The following is a 17,535-nucleotide window of genomic DNA, read 5'->3' as shown; positions in this document are numbered from 1 at the left end:
GGGGCGCGCTTTGCGCGCGGGGGTTTGCGCTGGCGCGCGGCTCGCATTGTGTTCGTTGTGGGGGAGGGGGCGCGCAGGGGGCCAACTCTCCCCACCTGGTGACCGTCCCCCTGGTGGAGAGGTGGGCCGTTCTCACCCGTACGAGGACAGAACGAGGTCCCTGGAGGGGCCGCGACGGGTTCGGCTCGGCCTCTCCTGGGTCGCGCGGATCTTTGCCCCGTACGGGTTTTCCCTGGCCAGAGTGGGGAACCCGCCCTCGCGCCGGTGGTCGGGCGCTGGTGGCGTCTGCCTGCCGCTGTTGGGGGCCGCTTGCCGTCCCGGCTCGCCGCTGGGGTCCCGGCGGGTGAGCCTTTGAGCAGGCGGCCGCCGTGGCAGACCGCAGACCCGCTGGAGGAGAAGCGATGGGCGTGCGCAAACGGGTTCGCGACTGGCCCGTGTACCGGCAGCTGACCGGAGGCGACCCGCTGGGCCGGGGGCGCGCCGCCATGTCGCCGTACACGGAGCGGCTGCGTCCGCGTACGGACTCCGCCGACCGGATGGTGCGCTCGGTCTGCCCGTACTGCGCGGTCGGCTGCGGTCAGCAGGTGTACGTCAAGGACGAGAAGGTCGTCCAGATCGAGGGGGACCCGGACTCGCCGGTCAGTCGTGGCCGGCTCTGTCCCAAGGGCTCGGCGACGCTCCAGCTCACCACCGGGTCGTCCCGTCGCCATCAGGTGCTCTACCGGCGTCCGTACGGGACGGACTGGGAGCCGCTGGACCTGGAGACGGCCATGGACATGGTCGCCGACCGGGTGGTCGAGACCCGCCGCCGTACCTGGGAGTGGGAGTCCGACGAGGGGCTCTACACGGCTCGCACCCTGGGGATCGCCAGTCTGGGCGGCGCCACCCTCGACAACGAGGAGAACTACCTCATCAAGAAGCTGCTGACCGGCCTCGGCGTGGTCCAGGTGGAGAACCAGGCCCGGGTCTGCCACAGCTCCACCGTCGCCGGCCTCGGCACCTCCTTCGGGCGCGGCGGCGCGACCACCTTCATGCAGGACCTCCAGCACGCCGACTGCATCGTCATCCAGGGTTCCAACTTCGCCGAGGCGCACCCGGTCGGCTTCCAGTGGGTGATGGAGGCCAAGGCCCGCGGCGCCCGCGTCATCCACGTCGACCCGCGCTACACGCGTACCAGCGCCCTGGCCGACTTGCACGTACCCCTGCGGGCGGGCAGCGACATCGCCTTCCTGGGCGGGATCATTCACCACGTTCTGACGGAGGAGAAGGATTTCCGCGAGTACGTCCTGAACTACACCAACGCCGCCACCCTGGTCGGCGAGGACTTCCGGGACACCGAGGACCTGGCCGGCGTCTTCTCCGGCCTGGGCGAGGACGGCACCCACTACGACACCCTGACCTGGCAATACGAGGGTGTCGACGTCCAAGCGCCGTCGGGTGAGGTGGACGAGCTGTACGAGGCCCGGGTGCAGGAGGCCGGCGGGCCGGAGCACCACGGGTCGGGCGGAGCGCGTACCGGAGGGGAGCCGCCGCGCGACGAGACGCTCCAGCACCCGCGCTGCGTCTATCAGATCCTCAAGCGGCACTACGCCCGCTACACCCCGGAGATGGTCGAGCGGATCTGCGGAGTGCCGCAGGAAACGTTCCTGCGGGTGTGCGAGGACCTGACCGCCAACTCGGGCCGCGAGCGCACCAGCGCCTTCTGCTACGCGGTCGGCTGGACCCAGCACTCGGTCGGCGCCCAGTACATCCGGGCCGCGAGCGTCCTGCAACTGCTCCTCGGCAACATCGGCCGCCCCGGCGGCGGCATCCAGGCCCTGCGCGGCCACGCCTCCATCCAGGGCTCCAGCGACATCCCCACCCTCTTCAACCTGCTGCCCGGCTACCTGCCGATGCCGCACGCCCACGCGCACGAGGACCTGGACACCTTCGTCCGGTCGAGCCGCACCGAAAAGGGCTTCTGGGGCGACATGCGGTCCTACTTCGTCAGCCTGCTCAAGGCCTACTACGGCGACGCGGCCACCGCCGACAACGACTACTGCTTCGGCCACCTGCCGCGCCTGACCGGCGCGCACGCCACCTACGAGACCGTCCTGGCGCAGCTCGACGGCACCTGCAAGGGCTACTTCCTGATGGGGGAGAACCCGGCCGTCGGCTCCGCCAACACCCGGCTGCAACGCCTGGGCATGGCCAACCTGGAGTGGCTGGTCGTCCGGGACTTCTCGCTCATCGAGTCGGCGACCTGGTGGCAGGACGGCCCGGAGACCGAGACCGGCGAGCTGCGCACCGAGGACATCGGCACCGAGGTGTTCTTCTTCCCGGCCGCCGCGCACACCGAGAAGTCCGGTTCCTTCACCAACACCAACCGCTGGGTGCAGTGGCACCACACGGCCGTCGAACCCGAGGGCGACGCCCGCAGCGACCTGTGGTTCATGTACCACCTCGGCCGGCGCATCAAGGCGAAACTGGCCGCCTCCACCGATCCCATGGACCGGCCCGTACAGGATCTGACCTGGGACTATCCGGTGCAGGGGCCGTTGGAGGAGCCGGTTGCCGCCGCCGTCCTGGCGGAGATCAACGGGCAGGGCCCGGACGGCGCGCCGCTGAGCGCGTACACGGAGCTGAAGGACGACGGTTCGACGAAGTGCGGCTGCTGGATCTACTGCGGCGTCTACGCGGACGGCGTCAACCAGGCGGCCCGCAAGAAGCCGCACACCGAACAGGACTGGGTGGCCGAGGAATGGGCCTGGGCCTGGCCCGCCAACCGCCGCATCCTCTACAACCGCGCCTCGGCCGCCCCGGACGGCACCCCCTGGAGCGAGCGCAAGGCGTACGTGTGGTGGGACGCGGAGGAGGGGAAGTGGACCGGACACGACGTGCCGGACTTCATTCCCGACCGTGCTCCTGACTACGAGCCGCCGGACGGCGCGACCGGACCCGACGCCCTGCGCGGCGACGACCCGTTCATCATGCAGGCGGACGGCAAGGGCTGGCTGTACGTGCCGGCCGGCCTCGTGGACGGGCCGCTGCCCACCCACTACGAGCCGCAGGACTCCCCGTTCGGCAACGCCCTGTACCCGTCCACGCCGCGCTCACCGGTCCGCCGCCTGCACCCCCACGAGGGCAACCGCTACCACCCCAGCGGCGACGAGCCGGGCGCCGACGTCTACCCGTACATCGTCACCACCCACCGGCTGACCGAGCACTTCACCGCGGGCGGTATGAGCCGCTGGTCGCCCTACCTCGCCGAACTCCAGCCGGAACTCTTCTGCGAGATCTCCCCGCGGCTCGCCGCCGAGCGCGGCCTGGAGCACATGGGCTGGGCCACCATCATCACCGCGCGCAACGCCATCGAGGCGCGTGTCATGGTCACCCGGCGAATCTCCTCCCTGACCGTCGAGGGCCGTACCGTCCACCAGATCGGGCTGCCCTTCCACTGGGGGCCCAACGGTGTGGTCACCGGTGACGCCGCCAACGAGCTGGTGGCCATCGCCCTCGACCCCAACGCCCACATCCAGGAGGACAAGGCGCTCACCGCCGACATCCGGCCGGGCCGTCGGCCGCGCGGACCCGCCCTGCCGGAACTGGTCGCGGCCTACCGCGAGCGCGCCGGCATCGACGCGACCACCGGAACGGAGCCCCGCCCGTGACCGACCACCTGCTCGGCGACCACCTGCTCAGCGGCATCGAACCGGGCCCGGCCAGGGACGCCGGCCACTCCGGCGCGCCACCGCGCACGGGCTTCTTCACCGACACCTCCGTGTGCATCGGCTGCAAGGCCTGCGAGGTGGCCTGCAAGGAGTGGAACGCCCTGCCCGAGGACGGACTGTCCCTGTCCGGGATGAGCTACGACAACACGCAGGGGCTCGGGGCCTCGACGTGGCGGCATGTGGCCTTCATCGAACAGGAGGTGCCGGCGCGTGGCGGACCGGGAGCACCGGCGCGGGGCGGGCCGCTCACCGCTGAAGGGCGTACGCAACTGCCGTTGGCCGAGACGAGCGACGGCACCGGCGGCGGTCTCGACGAGGGGACCGGCGGCGGTACCGGTGGTGACCTGCGCTGGCTGATGGCCTCCGACGTCTGTAAACACTGCACGCACGCCGCGTGCCTGGACGTCTGCCCCACCGGCTCGCTCTTCCGCACCGAGTTCGGCACGGTCGTCGTCCAGGAGGACATCTGCAACGGTTGCGGCTACTGCGTACCCGCCTGCCCGTACGGCGTCATCGAGCAACGACCGTCGGACGGGCGCGCCTTCAAGTGCACGATGTGCTACGACCGGCTCGGCGCCGGACAGGAACCGGCCTGCGCCAAGGCGTGCCCGACCGAGTCCATCCAGTACGGGCCCCTGGACGAACTCCGCGAACGGGCGGCGCTCCGCGTCGACCAGCTGCACGCGGCAGGCGTCACCGACGCGCGTCTGTACGGGCACGAGCCGGACGACGGCGTCGGCGGGGACGGCGCCTTCTTCCTCCTCCTCGACGAGCCCGAGGTCTACGGACTGCCACCGGACCCGGTCGTCACCACCCGCGATCTGCCTGCCATGTGGAAACACGCGGGCACCGCGGCGCTCACGCTGGCCGGCGGCATCGCGCTGGCGTTCGCCGGGCCCGCGCTGAGGCAGCTCGGCGCTGCCACCGTAAGGAGGGGAAGGCGATGAACGGTTCCGATGTCACCCGTGAGGGCTCCGAGGGCGGGCGGCCGGGCCGCGCCGCCGCACCGGAGATGCTGCGGGGCGGACCGGGCGCCGACGGGCGAGGGCGGCGCAAGGGCGGCAAGCGCGGCCGCGGTGAACAGCTCATGGCGCCCCCGGCCGAGTTCGAGTCGTACTACGGCCGGCCGGTCGTCAAAGCCCCCGCCTGGCGTGCCCGGGACATCGCCGGGTACTTCTTCCTCGGCGGCCTGGCCGGCGCCGGATCGGTGCTGGCCGCCGGGGCCCACGCGACGGGCCGCACCACCACCGCGACCGCGATGAAGGTCTCCTCCGTCGTGGCGGTCTCCCTGTCCACCGCGGCACTCGTCAACGACCTCGGCAGACCCGGCCGGTTCGCGAACATGCTCCGGGTCGTCAAGCCGACCTCGCCGATGAGCGTCGGCTCCTGGCTGCTGGCCGCCTACGGGCCTGCCGCGGGCGCGGCGGCCGCCTCCGCGGTCACCGGGAGACTGCCCAGGGCAGGCGCCGTGGCGACCGGCACCGCGGCGCTCCTCGGACCGGCCGTCGCCACCTACACCGCGGTTCTCGCGGCGGACACCGCCGTCCCCGCGTGGCACGGCGCGCACCGCGAACTCCCGTACCTGTTCGCGGCCTCGGCAACGGCCGCCGCCTCCGGTATGGCCCTCGTCGTCGCTCCCGTACGGGAGACCGCGCCCGCCCGGTGCGCCGCGGTACTGGCCGCGGCCGCCGACGAAGCGGTCACCAAGGCCGTCGAACGGCGCCTCGGCATGGTCGCGGAGACCTGGCACCAGGGGCGGGCCGGCACCCTGCTCCGCACGGCGCGGACACTCACCGCGGCCGGAGCCGCCGTCGGCGCCGTCTTCGCAGGCCGTTCCCGCACGCTGGCCGCCGCGAGCGGGCTGGCCCTGCTCGCCGGTTCCGCGTGCACCCGCTTCGGGGTCTTCGCGGCGGGCATCGCCTCCGCCGAGGACCCGAAGTACACCGTCGTACCCCAACGGGCGGCCAAGGAAGCCCGCCGCACCACACCGACGCACAGCGCGGAGAGGACACAGCCCACATGACCCGCACACCCCACACCGACGAGCCGGCCCAGGTCGTGCTCAGTGCCCAGTCCCCGGCCGACGCCGAGGCCGTCTTCAGCACGCTGCGCAGCTGCTTCGCCTCCGACCGCGCCGACGGCGACACCGCACACGACCAGCCGCATCAGCCCGGACACCCGACCGTCTGGACCGAGACCTTCGAGACCTCGGAGGTCCGCGGCGACGTCCGGCCGAACGCGGACCTGTCCGCCGCCGTCACCGCCGACCTCCAGGGCAGTCACCTGGCGGTGGACCGGTTGCGGGACGTGCTGACGCGCGCGTTCTCCGTCCGTACGGAGGGAACGGTGTCGGGCGACCAGGAGGTCGAGCTCCAGATCGTGCTGGAGAGCACGGGGCAGAGCTGACCCCTTCCGGGAAGCAACGTGTGCCGCGGGCGGGGGGGGGGGGGCCCCAGGGATGGGGCCGGCCCCCCCCCCGGGCGGCCGGGGGGGGCGCCCCCCCCCCCCTCGGCCCCCCCCCCCCCCCCCCCGGCGGTCGACCGGGGCCCTCACCCCGGCGTCTGCGTGCCCCGTACCAGGTACTGCGCATACGCGTCGACGGTGTGCCGGCCACGGGGGCGGGCGACGATCGTCGCGAGCTGTCCGCCGGGCCGGTGTTCCCCGCCCCCGGGGCCGGCGGAAACGTCATGTCTTCGATGGCGTCCCGCAGGTTCAGCTGCCCGCCGATGATGTTGTCTCAGGTGGGCGAGGCGCCGCCGCTCGGTCAGCATCTCGCGGTGCCGGGCGGTGAACGCGGTGGCGAGGTGCCCGACGACGTCCAGGGCGGCGGGCGTGAGGGTCTCGTCGAAGCGGTGGCCCGGTATGCCGAGCACCCGGACACGGCTGGTCAGCGCGGTGGTGGACATAGGGGTCTCCCGGATCGCGTGCGGGGCGTCGTACTGGCGAAGGGTGCGAACGGCATGGCACGTGGTGCCGTACCGTCCGGACGCGGCCGCCGCCCCTCCCAGGACTGTACGGGGACCGTCGGCGGCCGTACGGAGACTCTGGCAGTGGCGCTGAGTGCCATCAAGCGTGGAGCGATGCCAACTTCTGCGCATCTTCCCCCGCCGATGTGCCAAGGGTGCCAAGCCGCCTACGCCGCGGCCTGCTCCCTCCGCCACGCCACCACGTCGGCCGGCAACGGCGCCTGGATGTTGTAGACGTCGCCGACCCGCAGGTTGCTCGGTGTGCTGTATTCACCGTGGCAGTTGATGACGGAGACGGCGACCTCGGAATCCGGCTGCCAGAACGTCCGGTAGTACGGCGCGTTCGCCGCATCCGGGATATCCAGCAGCGGAACGCCGCGCCGCTCCAGCAGACGCCGCAGCTTCTCGAAGCGCAGCCGGGGAGCGAAGCGCCCGTACCGGGCCCGCAGCACCTCGTCGACGACCTTGTTCTTCCGGTAGGCCAGTCTGTGCACCTGCAAGGTGAAGTGGTGCCCCGACCACGGGGCTTGCGCGGAATCGCGGTCCCAGAAGAACTCAGGCAGGGCGTAGGAATAGCCCAGGCTGCTGTGACCGGATCTGTTCTCGCCGAAGTCCGGCCCCAGGACTTCGGCGACGCGCTCGGGAGAATCGGTGTGACGAAGGCCGAGCACGGTGCCGGTGGTCACGGCGTCCATGTAGAACGCCAGGGAGTGCGGCGTCAATTGCGTTTCCTTGATCAGTCGCGGGAAGAGCAGTTTACGGCCCGCCCGCCGGTCTCCCTCGGCCGATGGGCGGCCCCGCCCTCGCCGACTCGTACAGCTCACCGGAGTAATAGCTGTGGACGGCTTTGTCCCGCAGGATCAGGCGGATCTTCTCGTCCGCGATCACCTGCTTGGGCACCGCGCCGCCCTGATCACTGCCGTAGGCCGGCACGATCAGTACGTACGAGCCCGTGATCCGCGGCATCCCGTCCCGGTGGGGACGCAGGGGGATGCGCTGTGCCGGCAGCCCGAGCCGGCCCACGAAGCGCCTGGTGTTCTCCGAGACGCTGGAGAAGTACACAAGACCGCTCATGTTCCGCCGCCTCCTCTCGCTCGTACCCATGTCCGTTCCGAGGACCGGGGAGGAGGAGCGGCGGCGCGTACGAAGCGATCGGCGAGCGGTCACCGGTCGGTCAGCGGGCAGTCGTCAACGGCAAGAACAACGGCCGGGAAGGCGCGCGGACGCACCCTCCCGGCCGTCACCGGACACACCGGATCACCGGATCACGCCGTGGGCAGCTCCGCCCGGACCGTCCGCGCGGCCGTGACGAGGTTCTCCAGCGAAGCGCGGGTCTCGGGCCAGCCCCGGGTCTTCAGACCGCAGTCGGGGTTGACCCACAGCCGCTCGGCCGGGATGGCGCCGAGCCCCTTGCGCAGCAGGCTCGCCGCTTCCTCGGCGCTCGGCACGCGGGGCGAGTGGATGTCGTACACGCCCGGACCTGCCTCCCGCGGATAGCCGTGCTCGGCCAGTTCACGGGCCACCTGCATGTGCGAGCGCGCGGCCTCCAGGCTGATCACGTCGGCGTCGAGATCGTCGATGGCCTGCACGATGTCACCGAACTCGGCGTAGCACATGTGCGTATGGATCTGCGTCCGGTCCCGCACCCCGCTGGTGGTGAGGCGGAACGCCTCGGTGGCCCAGGCGAGGTAGGCGGGACGGCCGGCGGCGCGCAGCGGCAGCGTCTCGCGCAGCGCCGGCTCGTCGACCTGGATGACCGAGGTGCCGGCTGCCTCCAGGTCGCCGACCTCGTCGCGCAGGGCCAGCGCCACCTGCCGGGCGGTGTCGCCGAGCGGCTGGTCGTCGCGGACGAACGACCAGGCGAGCATGGTGACCGGACCGGTCAGCATGCCCTTGACCGGACGGTCGGTGAGCGACTGCGCGTACCGTGTCCACCGCACCGTCATCGGCTCGGGCCGCGAGATGTCACCCGCGAGGACCGGCGGACGGACGTACCGCGTGCCGTACGACTGGACCCAGCCGTGCTGCGTGGCGAGATACCCCGTCAGCTGCTCGGCGAAGTACTGCACCATGTCGTTGCGTTCGGGCTCGCCGTGCACGAGGACGTCGATGCCCGCCTCCTCCTGGAAGGAGAGCACCGCGCGGATCTCGCTCTCGATGCGCTCCTCGTACCCGGCCGTGTCGATCCGGCCCGCCCGCAGGTCGGCACGGGCGGTGCGCAGTTCGGCGGTCTGCGGGAAGGAGCCGATGGTGGTCGTCGGCAGCAGCGGCAGGCCGAGGTGGGCCCGCTGGGCGGCGGTCCGCTCCCCGTACGGTGCGGAGCGGCGGCCGTCGGCGTCGGTGACGGCGGCGGCACGGGCCCGTACGGCGGGGTCGTGGGTGATCGCGGAACCGGCGCGGGACGCCAGGTCGGCGCGGTTGGCGGCCAGTTCGGCGGCGATGGCGTGGGTGCCCTGCGTGAGGCCGCGGGCGAGCGTGGCGATCTCGGCGGTCTTCTGCCGGGCGAACGCGAGCCAGCGCAGGACCTGCGGGTCGATGTCCCGTTCGGCCGTGGCGTCCAGCGGGACGTGCAGCAGGGAGCAGGAGGCGGCCACGTCGACCCGGTCGGCCAGGCCCAACAGCGTACCCAGGGTGGCCAGGGACTTCTCGTAGTCGTTGATCCAGATGTTGCGGCCGTTGACGACACCGGCGACCAGCCGCTTGCCCGGCAGGCCGCCCGCGGCGGCGAGCGCGTCCAGGTTGCCCGCCGCGGCCTCGGTGAAGTCCAGCGCGAGACCGTCGACAGGGGCCTTGGCGAGCACCGGCAGAGCCTCACCGAGCTGGTCGAAGTACGAGGCGACCAGCAGCTTCGGGCGGTCGGTGAGGGCGCCGAGGACGCGGTAGGCGCGCTCGGCGGCGTTGAGGTCGGCCGGGGTGCGGTCCTGGACCAGGGCGGGCTCGTCCAGCTGCGCCCACTCGGCACCGGCCGCACGCAGGTCCGCCAGCACCTCCGCGTAGACGGGCAGAAGCCGGTCGAGCAGCGTCAGCGGGTCGAAGTCGGCGGCGACACCGGGGGCCGGCTTGGACAGCAGGAGGTAGGTGACCGGGCCGACGAGGACCGGGCGCGGCGTGTGGCCGAGCGCGAGCGCCTCCCGCACCTCGCCGACCTGCTGGGCGGAGTCGGTGGCGAAGACCGTGTCGGGCCCCAACTCGGGCACGAGGTAGTGGTAGTTCGTGTCGAACCACTTGGTCATCTCCAGCGGCGCCACGTCCTGCGTGCCGCGTGCCATCGCGAAGTAGCCGTCCAGCGCGTCGGCCTCGACGGCGGCGCGGTGCCGTTCCGGGACAGCTCCGACCATGACGCTGGTGTCCAGTACGTGGTCGTAGTACGAGAAGTCACCGGTCGGCACCTCGTGGAGGCCGGCGTCGGCCAGCTGCTGCCAGTTCGACCGGCGCAGGTCCCTCGCGGTCTCCTGGAGGGCGTCCGCGGTGACGCGGCCCTTCCAGTACCCCTCGACGGCCTTCTTCAGTTCCCGGTGCTGTCCCTGGCGGGGGTAGCCGTACACGGTGGCCCGTGCTGCCGCGGCTGCGGGCTTCGCTGTCACGGAACTCTCCTTCGCGAGCGTGATCTTCTCCGAGCCCGGTGACGGGACGAGAACGCGAAGGAATGACGCACCCGACGGGCCAAGCGGCGCCGAACGGCACCCATGCCCGTCTGCTGTGGTCGCCGACCCGCCCTCGAGGTCACCGGAAGGCCGCGCACGTATGGACGCACGCGGGCAACGGGCAGGTCTTCGGACTCGCGGGCACGCCTGCCGGAACGTCGTCCGGCGGACACCTACTGGCCGTCGCTTCCCGGATCCGCGGCCCGGATCCAGTGCGTATGACGGCGGTCGTTCCCGCTCACCGCTGCGGGGCAGTCCCGGATTTTCACCGGGTTCCCTCTTACGACGCGTCTGCCTGGCGGGCAGGGCGAACCAGCTGCACGCGACAGCGTAGATCGGTCACGCCCGGTACGGACACCCCTGTTCACATGGTGGTACGTGAGATGAGACACGGGTGGGGGAGAGGGGGTGGGGGCGGGAGAGCCCCGGCCTCCGTACGGCACCCTCGACGTGTCCCCGCGACGTGTCCCCGCGACGTGCTCCCGTGATGTGCCCCTGCGACGTGCCCTTTCGACGTGCCCTCGTGATGTGTCCGGATCGGCGCTCACCGGGCACGCCGGGGCTCTGAACAATGGAAACCCCCGGTCGTACCGCGCGCCGCCGGCCCGTCCGCCCGCCGAGGTCCGCCGCCGTACACCGGGGCGGCACCGCGTTCCAGGGCGGCACTGTTCACCGGGGCGGCAGCGGTGCCGCTACCGGCACCCCAGAGGGAGGACCCGCCATGCCCGGCACCCACGAGCAGCCCCACTCGGAGGCATGGAAGACCGCGCTCACCGTGCTGCAAGAGGTCGCCCCGCCCGCCATCCCGGAGGGCGCGCACGTGTCGACCGTCCAGATCGAGTACCCGCCCGGCGACCAGGGCGCCCCGCCGCACCGCCACCCCGGTCCGGCCTTCGGGTACGTGCTGGAGGGCGAGATGCGCTTCGAACTGGAAGGCGAGCCGGAGCGGATCGTCCGCGCCGGGGAAGCGTTCTGGGAGCCCGGCGGCGACGTCATCCACTACCAGGACGGCAACGCTCTCGCCGATACCCGCCTGCGCTTCGTCGTCACCATGCTCTGCGTACCGGGGCAGCCTATGTTCGTCCTGGTCGACGACGACGAACTCAAGCAGCGCGCCCACCTGCGCGCGCCCAGGCAGTCCTGACGCCTGTGCGCCCCAGCGGGCGCCACCAGCGCGAGGAGCGTACGAAGTGAAGATCGTGGTCATCGGAGGCACCGGCCTCATCGGCGGCAAAGTGGTCGGCAAACTCACCGAACGCGGGCACGAGGCAGTGCCTGCCGCGCCCAGCACGGGCGTCAACACCCTCACCGGCGAGGGCCTCGACGCTGTACTGGCCGGAGCCCAGGTGGCCGTGGACGTGGCCAACTCGCCCTCCTTCGAGGAGTCGGCGGTCCTGGAGTTCTTCACCACCTCCACCCGCAACCTGCTGGCCGCCGAGGCGACGGCGGGCGTCACGCACCACCTGGCGCTGTCGATCGTCGGCATCGACGACCTGCCCGACAACGGCTACTTCCGGGCGAAGGCGGCCCAGGAGCGGCTGATCAAACAGGGCCCGATCCCCTACTCGATCCTCCGGGCGACGCAGTTCTACGAGTTCGTCAAGGGCATCGCCGACACCGCGACCGACGGCGACACCGTGCGCGTACCACCCGTGCTCTTCCAGCCCATGGCGGCCGAGGACGTCGCCGAGGCGGTGACCAAGGCCGCCGTGGGAACCCCGCAGAAAGCCACCACCGAAGTGGCCGGCCCCGAAGTCTCCCGCTTCGACGAACTCGTCGCCCGAGCCCTGCACGCCTGGCACGATCCGCGCACGGTCGTCCCCGACCCGCACGCCCGCTACTTCGGCTCCGAACTCACCGAACGCAGCCTCGTCCCCGACGAGGGCAGTGCCCGGCTGGCCACCATCCGCTTCGAGGACTGGCTGCGTACTTCTTCCTGAAGACGGCGGGGGGAGGGGCAGGCCCTCGTCTCCCGCCCGCATGTTCAAGGTCGGCGCTGGGCGCGCGGCGGTGCCGAGATTATCGTGGCCACCTACAACAGCAGCACCATGGACGCCAGTTAGCGCGAGTAGCCGAGCGACCCCATGCCGACCACACACCACTCCCTGGCCGATAGGCAGGACATGCAAGACGTACGCCGGGCCCGCACGGCCGACCACACCACGCTCGTGGAGTGCGTCCAGCGGTGGTGGGGCGACTCGCACACCCCGGAACAATCGCGGGACCTCTCCCTGCTGCTGCCCCGGCTGTTCCTCCAGCACTTCGCGGACACCAGCCTGATACTGGAGGACGAACAGGGCATCCGGGCGTTCCTCGTCGGCTTCCACTCCGCCGACCACGCGAACGAGGCATACATCCACTTCGTCGGCGTGGACCCCGAACTGCGCAAGCAGGGCGTGGCCCGCCACCTCTACACCGCCTTCTTCGCACGCGCGGCAGCAGCCGGCCGCACCGAGGTACGCGCCGTCACCTCGCCGCACAACACCGGATCCATCGCCTTCCACCAGGCCATGGGCTTCGAGCCGGAACCCGGCGACCGAGAGGTGGACGGCATCCCGGTCCACGTCGACTACGACGGGCCGACGCTGGACCGGGTGACTTTCCGACGCGTGCTGTGAAGGGGTGGGGTGTTGGGTGGGTGGGTGCGGACTGCATGGGGTGCCCGTCTGGCGCGAGGTGACGCCTGGTCGGCGGCGGGGGGACCCCCGCGCGCGCGGGGACCACGGTCCGCCGGTGACGGTCAGGGTCTGGACCTCGGGACCACCCCCGCACGCGCGGGGACCACAGGCCTCGACCAGCGGTTTCGCTAGCTGGCGTGGCGGTTTTTCCTTACTTCTGGGAGTTCCGGCATATGCCGCCAAAGCGTCGCGATTCTAGTCATCTAGCTGCTCCGTCCGCAGGAGTCGCTGTGTCGAAGGTGAGTTGTTTCGTCGCTTTGTCTTGGTGGCTGCCCCTTGGGGGAGAGGGCTGAGAAAGGGGCGGGCGGAGCAGCAGGATAGTCCGTCGTGGCTGACGGGGTGTGGCCGCCGCTGGGCCGGAGCGTCAGGAGATATTCATGAGCTTCCACGGGTAGCCAGGGGGCCTGGCTCGTCACCCGCGCTGCTCGCGTGGCGGGGCTGTTCGGGTGATGTTGGGTCTGCGCTGCAACCGCGCTCTGACCTGCTGGGTTGCCGCCTCGGCCAGGTGGTTGAGGACCTCGTTCGGAGCAGTGGTACCCGCGGGTACGGGGCGGTGTCCGGCGGGGCAGGGTGTCCTTGAGGTGTGGGTACGAACTCCAGGACCTGGGTGGACGCCCCCGTGACTTCGACAGCCGGCTGCGCAACCTTTCGGCAGTTCCGTGATCATCGCCGGTGGCCCGTGGGAAGTCGGCGCACTGCCGCACGCCGCACTGGCCCAGAACCCCAGCTGACGTCAGGGACATCGGGAAGAGCCGCGGTTGTCCACCGGATCCGGTGCTACGTCATGGCCGGCTCGGCTGCCGGCTTGCCTTGCGTGAGTTCGCCGGCGCAAGTGGCTCCGAGCCGAGGCGCCGGGTGACGACATGACCGGCCACTCCTGCATCTGGCAGGAACTCGACCCCGCTCACCCCCGCTACTCGGACATCCTGCACGCGTACCGTGCCTACTCCGACGAGGCAGAACACCTGAAGAGCTACCTGACCGGCATCGTCGATCACCTGTCCCGGCGGGACGTCTTCATCGACGCGGGCGCGGGAACGGGGGAGTACACCGCCCTCCTCGCCGACAGGTTCGCGACCACCCTCGCCATCGAACCCGACGCGGCGCTCCACGCCGAGCTGCGTACCACCTGCCCAGGCGCCGAAACCCTGCCCGCACCCATCCTGTCCGCCGCACCACGCGAGCCCGCCGACTTCGTGCTGTGCTCGCACGTCCTCTACTACGTCCCCGAAGCCCAATGGCCCGGCCACCTGTCCGCCATGCTGTCCTGGCTGCGTGCGGGCGGAGAACTCGCCATCGTGCTCCAGCACCCCGAATCCGGCTGCATGCGCATCGCCCGCCACTTCGGAGCCCCCATCCGCACCCTGGCCTCGCTCCTTCCTCACGTGAAGAGCGCGACGGGCCGGCCGTGCCGCGGGGAGGTCGTCCGTCGACCGGCATCTCTGCGCATGCCGGATCTTGCCACCGCGTTGGACATCTGCCAGTTGGTGCTGGGTCCGCTGGACACTTCGTCTGCCCGTGCGCAGGTTGCCGCGTACTTGCATGCGCATGCCGCGCGTCCGGGTGGAGGTTTCGTCCTCAGCTGTGACCAGGAGATCCTCAGGGTTCGATCGTCATCTTGAGCCGACCGGCTGTCAGCGGCTACGCGGTCTGTCCGTGTGTACCTCGGCCGATGCGCGAATTACCGGAAAGCCCTGGGGCGTTGTCATCGCCGGTTGAACTGCCTGGCCCTTCCGCAGGCCGGACAGCTTGCTGGTGCGCTCGCACCGCGGTGGACCCCACCGACACGTCCCAGCCGATCCGGCCCGCTGTATCCCCGGCTGCCAGCGCCCACAACCCCATCGGCGCTTACTGAGTGTTGTCCCGTAACTGCTGGTCAGGAGTGCGATGATCTTGCCGTGTCTGGTGTGATCACGGCCTCGGAGCCCTCCTGGATAGCCCCGTTCACTGGGCTGAGCCCGCGGCAGTTCGGCAAACTGGTCACCGCGCTGCGGCGCGAGGGCGCCGACCCGGTCCGCAAGGGCCGGCCCTGGAGCCTGCCGCTGGAGGACCGGGTCCTGCTGGTGGCCGCGTACTGGCGGACCAACCTCACTCTGCGCCAACTCACCCCGCTGTTCGGGGTGACCAAGTCCGCGGCCGACCGCATGGTTGACCACCTCGGGCCCGCGCTTGCCCTCCAGCAGCGCAAGCGATTCCGCAAGGACACTGTCCTGATCGTGGACGGCACCCTGGTTCCCACCCGCGACCACCAGGTGGCCGAGCAGTCGAAGAACTACCGGTACTCCACCAACCACCAGGTCGTCATCGACGCCGATACCCGGCTGGTCGTCGCCGTCGGCCGGCCGCTGCCCGGCAACCGTAACGACTGCAGGGCCTGGGAGCTGTCCGGCGCCAAGGCCGCCGTCGGCCGGGCTATGGTCATCGCCGACGGCGGCTATCGCGGCACCGGCCTGGTCGTTCCGCACCGCCGTGCACACGGCCAGACCGATCTCCCGGACTGGAAAGAGGACCACAATCGCTCGCACCGTAAGGTCCGCGCCCGCGTCGAGCACGCCTTCGCCCGCATGAAGGCCTGGAAGATCCTCCGTGACTGCCGCCTCAAGGGCGACGGCGTTCACCACGCCATGCCCGGCATCGCCCGCCTCCACAACCTCACCCTGGCCGGGTGACCGGGAAATAGTGCTGGTCAACCAACATGCCATAGTTGATTTACGGGACAGCACTTAGACGCCATTTCGTTTGGTGTGATCTTGCGCCAGCCTGGCACGGTGACTGCCTCGTTTGTTGAGCGGATGGCGCCGGTTGGCCCGTGGGAGTTGCGCCAGCGGGTGGCCCCACCGGCCCTGGAACGCCCGCAGGGCGGCGGCCAGCCGCGGCAGGGGACCGCGAGGTGCTGGCCGCGACCATCTTCGTGGCCACCTCGGGCCACACCTGGAACCAACTGACACCCGCGGGACCACCTGGGCAGGGAGAGGGAGCGGACGTACGAGCGTGTGGTGATCAACGCCGCCCCCGGCGTCACAGGCTGCCCCGGGATGCCGAGGAGGTCCCCAGCGACTGCCCGCGCGTCAGCCCGTGAGTACCGCGTGTGGGAAGGCCGAGGTGAGGACGCGACTGGCGAACTTCCACTCGCCTTCGGCCCGGATGTAGCGATCGTTGTACGTGACGTGGGCGCGGGCGTGACTGCCGTCGGTCTTCACAATCTCCACGAGGCAGTTGACCCGGCCTTCACCGTGGTCGCCCTCGATGCTGGTGATCAGGTGGTTGAACATCATGTGGACGACGTGCGTGGAGTTCGCCATGAGCGTGTCGCGGAAGAAGGCACGGATCGCCTCGCGGCCTTCGAACAGTCCGAAGCCGGTTTCGGTCTCGTCCAAAACGCCGTCCTCGACCCAGCAGCCGACGGACTCATCGAGCTGCCCGGAGTCGAAGGCGATCGCGTAGCGGCTGTTGAGGTCCTGGATCTCTGCACGGGCATCACTCATCCAGGAATCGTACGTCAGCGAACACGAGCAGGGTCAGGAGGTGCGGCCCGCCGCACCTCTCTGGACGCTATTTCAACTCGTGATGCGGCGGTGGCATATGAGGGTGGCTGCGATGGCGGTGAAGGCGAGGAAGTGCTCAGGTTTGCGTTCGTAGCGGCGGTGGAGACGTCGGCACCCCGACAGCCAAGACACCGTTCGTTCCACGACCCAACGGTGTCGGCCCAGGCGTTGGGAGGACTCGGTGCCTTTGCGTGCGATGCGGTGGGGGATCTGGCGCAGGGAGAGCCAACGTCGCAGGTGGGGGTAGTCGTAGCCCTTGTCGCCGTGCAGTTTCGCGGGCCGCCGGCGCCGGGGGCCGCGGCGGGAGCGGATGGGTGGGGTGCCGCGCACCAGCGGGATGAGGGCCTGGCTGTCGTGGAGGTTGGCAGCGGAGACGCCGAGCGACATCGGGAGGCCGTTGCGGTCGACGAGCAGGTGGATTTTCGATCCGTTCTTGCCGCGGTCGGTCGGATTCGGTCCCGTCAGCTGCCCCCTTTGAGGGCGCGGACGCTGACCGAGTCGATCGCACACCGCGACCAGTCCAGCTCGCCCCGGGCGCCGAGCTCGTCGAGGACCAGGCGGTGGAGCTTGGCCCACACGCGGGCTTCGGACCACTCGGTGAACCGGCGGAAGGCGGTCACTCCCGAAGGGCCGAAGCCGGGCGGCAGCTGGTTCCATGTACACCCCGAGGTCGCCACGAAGATGATCGCGGCCAGCACCTCCCGGTCACCGTGCCGCCGCCGGCCGCCGCCCTGCGGGCGCTCCGGAGCCGGCGGAACCACCCGCTCGAACAACTCCCACAGGTCATCCGGCGCCATCCGCTCAACAAGCGAAGCAGTCACCGTTCCAGGCTGCCGCAAGATCACACCAAACGAAATGGCGTCTTAGAGCTCCTAACGCAACGTAAGTAGCCGTGTCCTTCGGATGGCTGCGTCAGTTGCTGGGGTGTGAGTAAGCGAAGTGCTCGACCGTGGCTGGTGGACGATGAGTTGTGGTCCAGAATCGAGCCGCTG

15 protein-coding genes, 1 pseudogene and 1 riboswitch are annotated in these 17,535 nt (G+C 70.7%); of the genes and pseudogenes, 10 read left to right on the top strand and 6 right to left on the bottom strand.

Going from position 1 to position 17,535, the window contains the following annotated elements; all coding sequences use genetic code 11:
• Positions 1 to 401: 401 nt before the first annotated feature.
• Genes fdh through JXZ78_RS17015 form a run of 4 tightly spaced genes read left to right on the top strand, consistent with a single transcriptional unit; the run spans position 402 to position 6,116 of the window.
• Positions 402 to 3,650, top strand: a complete 3,249-nt coding sequence (gene fdh / locus JXZ78_RS17030) for a formate dehydrogenase (RefSeq protein ID WP_030020069.1) — start codon at positions 402 to 404, stop codon at positions 3,648 to 3,650.
• Positions 3,647 to 4,657 carry a 4Fe-4S dicluster domain-containing protein gene (locus tag JXZ78_RS17025; protein WP_030020068.1) on the top strand — a complete coding sequence of 337 codons (1,011 nt, stop codon included), beginning with the start codon at positions 3,647 to 3,649 and terminating at the stop codon, positions 4,655 to 4,657. Before fdh ends, JXZ78_RS17025 begins: the two co-directional genes overlap by 4 nt.
• Positions 4,654 to 5,733, top strand: coding sequence for an NrfD/PsrC family molybdoenzyme membrane anchor subunit (gene nrfD / locus JXZ78_RS17020; RefSeq protein WP_106968783.1), 1,080 nt, complete (start codon positions 4,654 to 4,656; stop codon positions 5,731 to 5,733). The genes JXZ78_RS17025 and nrfD overlap by 4 nt, the downstream gene beginning before the upstream one ends.
• A complete protein-coding gene (locus JXZ78_RS17015) occupies positions 5,730 to 6,116 on the top strand; it encodes a hypothetical protein (RefSeq protein ID WP_030020066.1) in 387 nt (128 codons plus the stop codon). Before nrfD ends, JXZ78_RS17015 begins: the two co-directional genes overlap by 4 nt.
• 143 nt (positions 6,117 to 6,259) lie before the next feature.
• Here JXZ78_RS17015 and JXZ78_RS41065 read toward each other — a convergent pair whose 3' ends face one another.
• The 4 genes from JXZ78_RS41065 to metE all read right to left on the bottom strand — a co-directional run bounded on the left by JXZ78_RS41065 (position 6,260) and on the right by metE (position 10,260).
• Positions 6,260 to 6,616: a hypothetical protein gene (locus JXZ78_RS41065; protein ID WP_030020065.1), complete on the bottom strand. Its 357-nt coding sequence runs from the start codon at positions 6,614 to 6,616 to the stop codon at positions 6,260 to 6,262.
• Positions 6,617 to 6,843: 227 nt separating this feature from the next.
• A complete protein-coding gene (locus tag JXZ78_RS17005; RefSeq protein WP_030020064.1) occupies positions 6,844 to 7,398 on the bottom strand; it encodes a hypothetical protein in 555 nt (184 codons plus the stop codon).
• Positions 7,399 to 7,432: 34 nt separating this feature from the next.
• Positions 7,433 to 7,750, bottom strand: a complete 318-nt coding sequence (locus JXZ78_RS41060; protein WP_078624248.1) for a class Ib ribonucleoside-diphosphate reductase assembly flavoprotein NrdI — start codon at positions 7,748 to 7,750, stop codon at positions 7,433 to 7,435.
• Between the two features lie 191 nt (positions 7,751 to 7,941).
• Positions 7,942 to 10,260: a 5-methyltetrahydropteroyltriglutamate--homocysteine S-methyltransferase gene (metE, locus tag JXZ78_RS16995; protein ID WP_030020062.1), complete on the bottom strand. Its 2,319-nt coding sequence runs from the start codon at positions 10,258 to 10,260 to the stop codon at positions 7,942 to 7,944.
• A gap of 163 nt (positions 10,261 to 10,423) precedes the next feature.
• A riboswitch (cobalamin riboswitch) is annotated at positions 10,424 to 10,652 on the bottom strand.
• Positions 10,653 to 11,041: 389 nt separating this feature from the next.
• On the opposite strand from metE, the gene JXZ78_RS16990 reads away from it, so the two are divergent.
• The 6 genes and pseudogenes from JXZ78_RS16990 to JXZ78_RS16965 form a co-directional block, all read left to right on the top strand.
• Positions 11,042 to 11,464, top strand: a complete 423-nt coding sequence (locus tag JXZ78_RS16990) for a cupin domain-containing protein (RefSeq protein ID WP_030020061.1) — start codon at positions 11,042 to 11,044, stop codon at positions 11,462 to 11,464.
• Between the two features lie 46 nt (positions 11,465 to 11,510).
• Positions 11,511 to 12,260 (top strand): SDR family oxidoreductase, encoded by a 750-nt coding sequence (locus JXZ78_RS16985; RefSeq protein ID WP_030020060.1) that lies wholly within the window; start codon positions 11,511 to 11,513, stop codon positions 12,258 to 12,260.
• 144 nt (positions 12,261 to 12,404) lie between these two features.
• Positions 12,405 to 12,938, top strand: a complete 534-nt coding sequence (locus JXZ78_RS16980; RefSeq protein ID WP_238783180.1) for a GNAT family N-acetyltransferase — start codon at positions 12,405 to 12,407, stop codon at positions 12,936 to 12,938.
• Between the two features lie 923 nt (positions 12,939 to 13,861).
• Positions 13,862 to 14,620 carry a class I SAM-dependent methyltransferase gene (locus tag JXZ78_RS16975; RefSeq protein WP_030020058.1) on the top strand — a complete coding sequence of 253 codons (759 nt, stop codon included), beginning with the start codon at positions 13,862 to 13,864 and terminating at the stop codon, positions 14,618 to 14,620.
• A gap of 276 nt (positions 14,621 to 14,896) precedes the next feature.
• Positions 14,897 to 15,667, top strand: a complete 771-nt coding sequence (locus JXZ78_RS16970; RefSeq protein ID WP_030020057.1) for an IS5/IS1182 family transposase — start codon at positions 14,897 to 14,899, stop codon at positions 15,665 to 15,667.
• Positions 15,668 to 15,766: 99 nt separating this feature from the next.
• Positions 15,767 to 15,969: pseudogene (locus tag JXZ78_RS16965) on the top strand (IS5/IS1182 family transposase); the annotation flags it as partial.
• A 97-nt stretch (positions 15,970 to 16,066) separates the two neighbouring features.
• Here the strand turns inward: JXZ78_RS16965 and JXZ78_RS16960 are convergent.
• Both JXZ78_RS16960 and JXZ78_RS16955 read right to left on the bottom strand, forming a co-directional pair.
• Entirely contained in the window at positions 16,067 to 16,483 is a 417-nt protein-coding gene (locus JXZ78_RS16960) for a nuclear transport factor 2 family protein (protein WP_030020056.1), read from the bottom strand.
• Positions 16,484 to 16,555: 72 nt separating this feature from the next.
• Positions 16,556 to 17,340 (bottom strand): IS5 family transposase gene (locus tag JXZ78_RS16955; RefSeq protein ID WP_238783189.1). Its coding sequence is split into 2 segments (ribosomal slippage): positions 16,556 to 17,014 and positions 17,017 to 17,340, totalling 783 coding nucleotides; the frame shifts between segments, so codons are not numbered across the junction.
• Positions 17,341 to 17,535: the final 195 nt, after the last annotated feature.

This window comes from Streptomyces monomycini, assembly GCF_022271435.1.
GTDB lineage: Bacteria > Actinomycetota > Actinomycetes > Streptomycetales > Streptomycetaceae > Streptomyces > Streptomyces monomycini.
The sequence above is the reverse complement of the archived record's forward strand: the minus strand, read 5'-3'. Positions and strand labels throughout refer to the sequence as shown.

Bases quoted from the DNA above. Each gene is read 5' to 3' on its own strand.
- JXZ78_RS17015 (WP_030020066.1), top strand. From the start codon at position 5,730: ATGACCCGCACACCCCACACCGACGAGCCGGCCCAGGTCGTGCTCAGT.
- JXZ78_RS41065 (WP_030020065.1), bottom strand. From the start codon at position 6,616: ATGTCCACCACCGCGCTGACCAGCCGTGTCCGGGTGCTCGGCATACCG.
- JXZ78_RS16960 (WP_030020056.1), bottom strand. From the start codon at position 16,483: ATGAGTGATGCCCGTGCAGAGATCCAGGACCTCAACAGCCGCTACGCG.
- fdh (WP_030020069.1), top strand. From the start codon at position 402: ATGGGCGTGCGCAAACGGGTTCGCGACTGGCCCGTGTACCGGCAGCTG.
- JXZ78_RS16975 (WP_030020058.1), top strand. From the start codon at position 13,862: ATGACCGGCCACTCCTGCATCTGGCAGGAACTCGACCCCGCTCACCCC.
- JXZ78_RS16990 (WP_030020061.1), top strand. From the start codon at position 11,042: ATGCCCGGCACCCACGAGCAGCCCCACTCGGAGGCATGGAAGACCGCG.
- nrfD (WP_106968783.1), top strand. From the start codon at position 4,654: ATGAACGGTTCCGATGTCACCCGTGAGGGCTCCGAGGGCGGGCGGCCG.
- JXZ78_RS16980 (WP_238783180.1), top strand. From the start codon at position 12,405: ATGCCGACCACACACCACTCCCTGGCCGATAGGCAGGACATGCAAGAC.
- JXZ78_RS41060 (WP_078624248.1), bottom strand. From the start codon at position 7,750: ATGAGCGGTCTTGTGTACTTCTCCAGCGTCTCGGAGAACACCAGGCGC.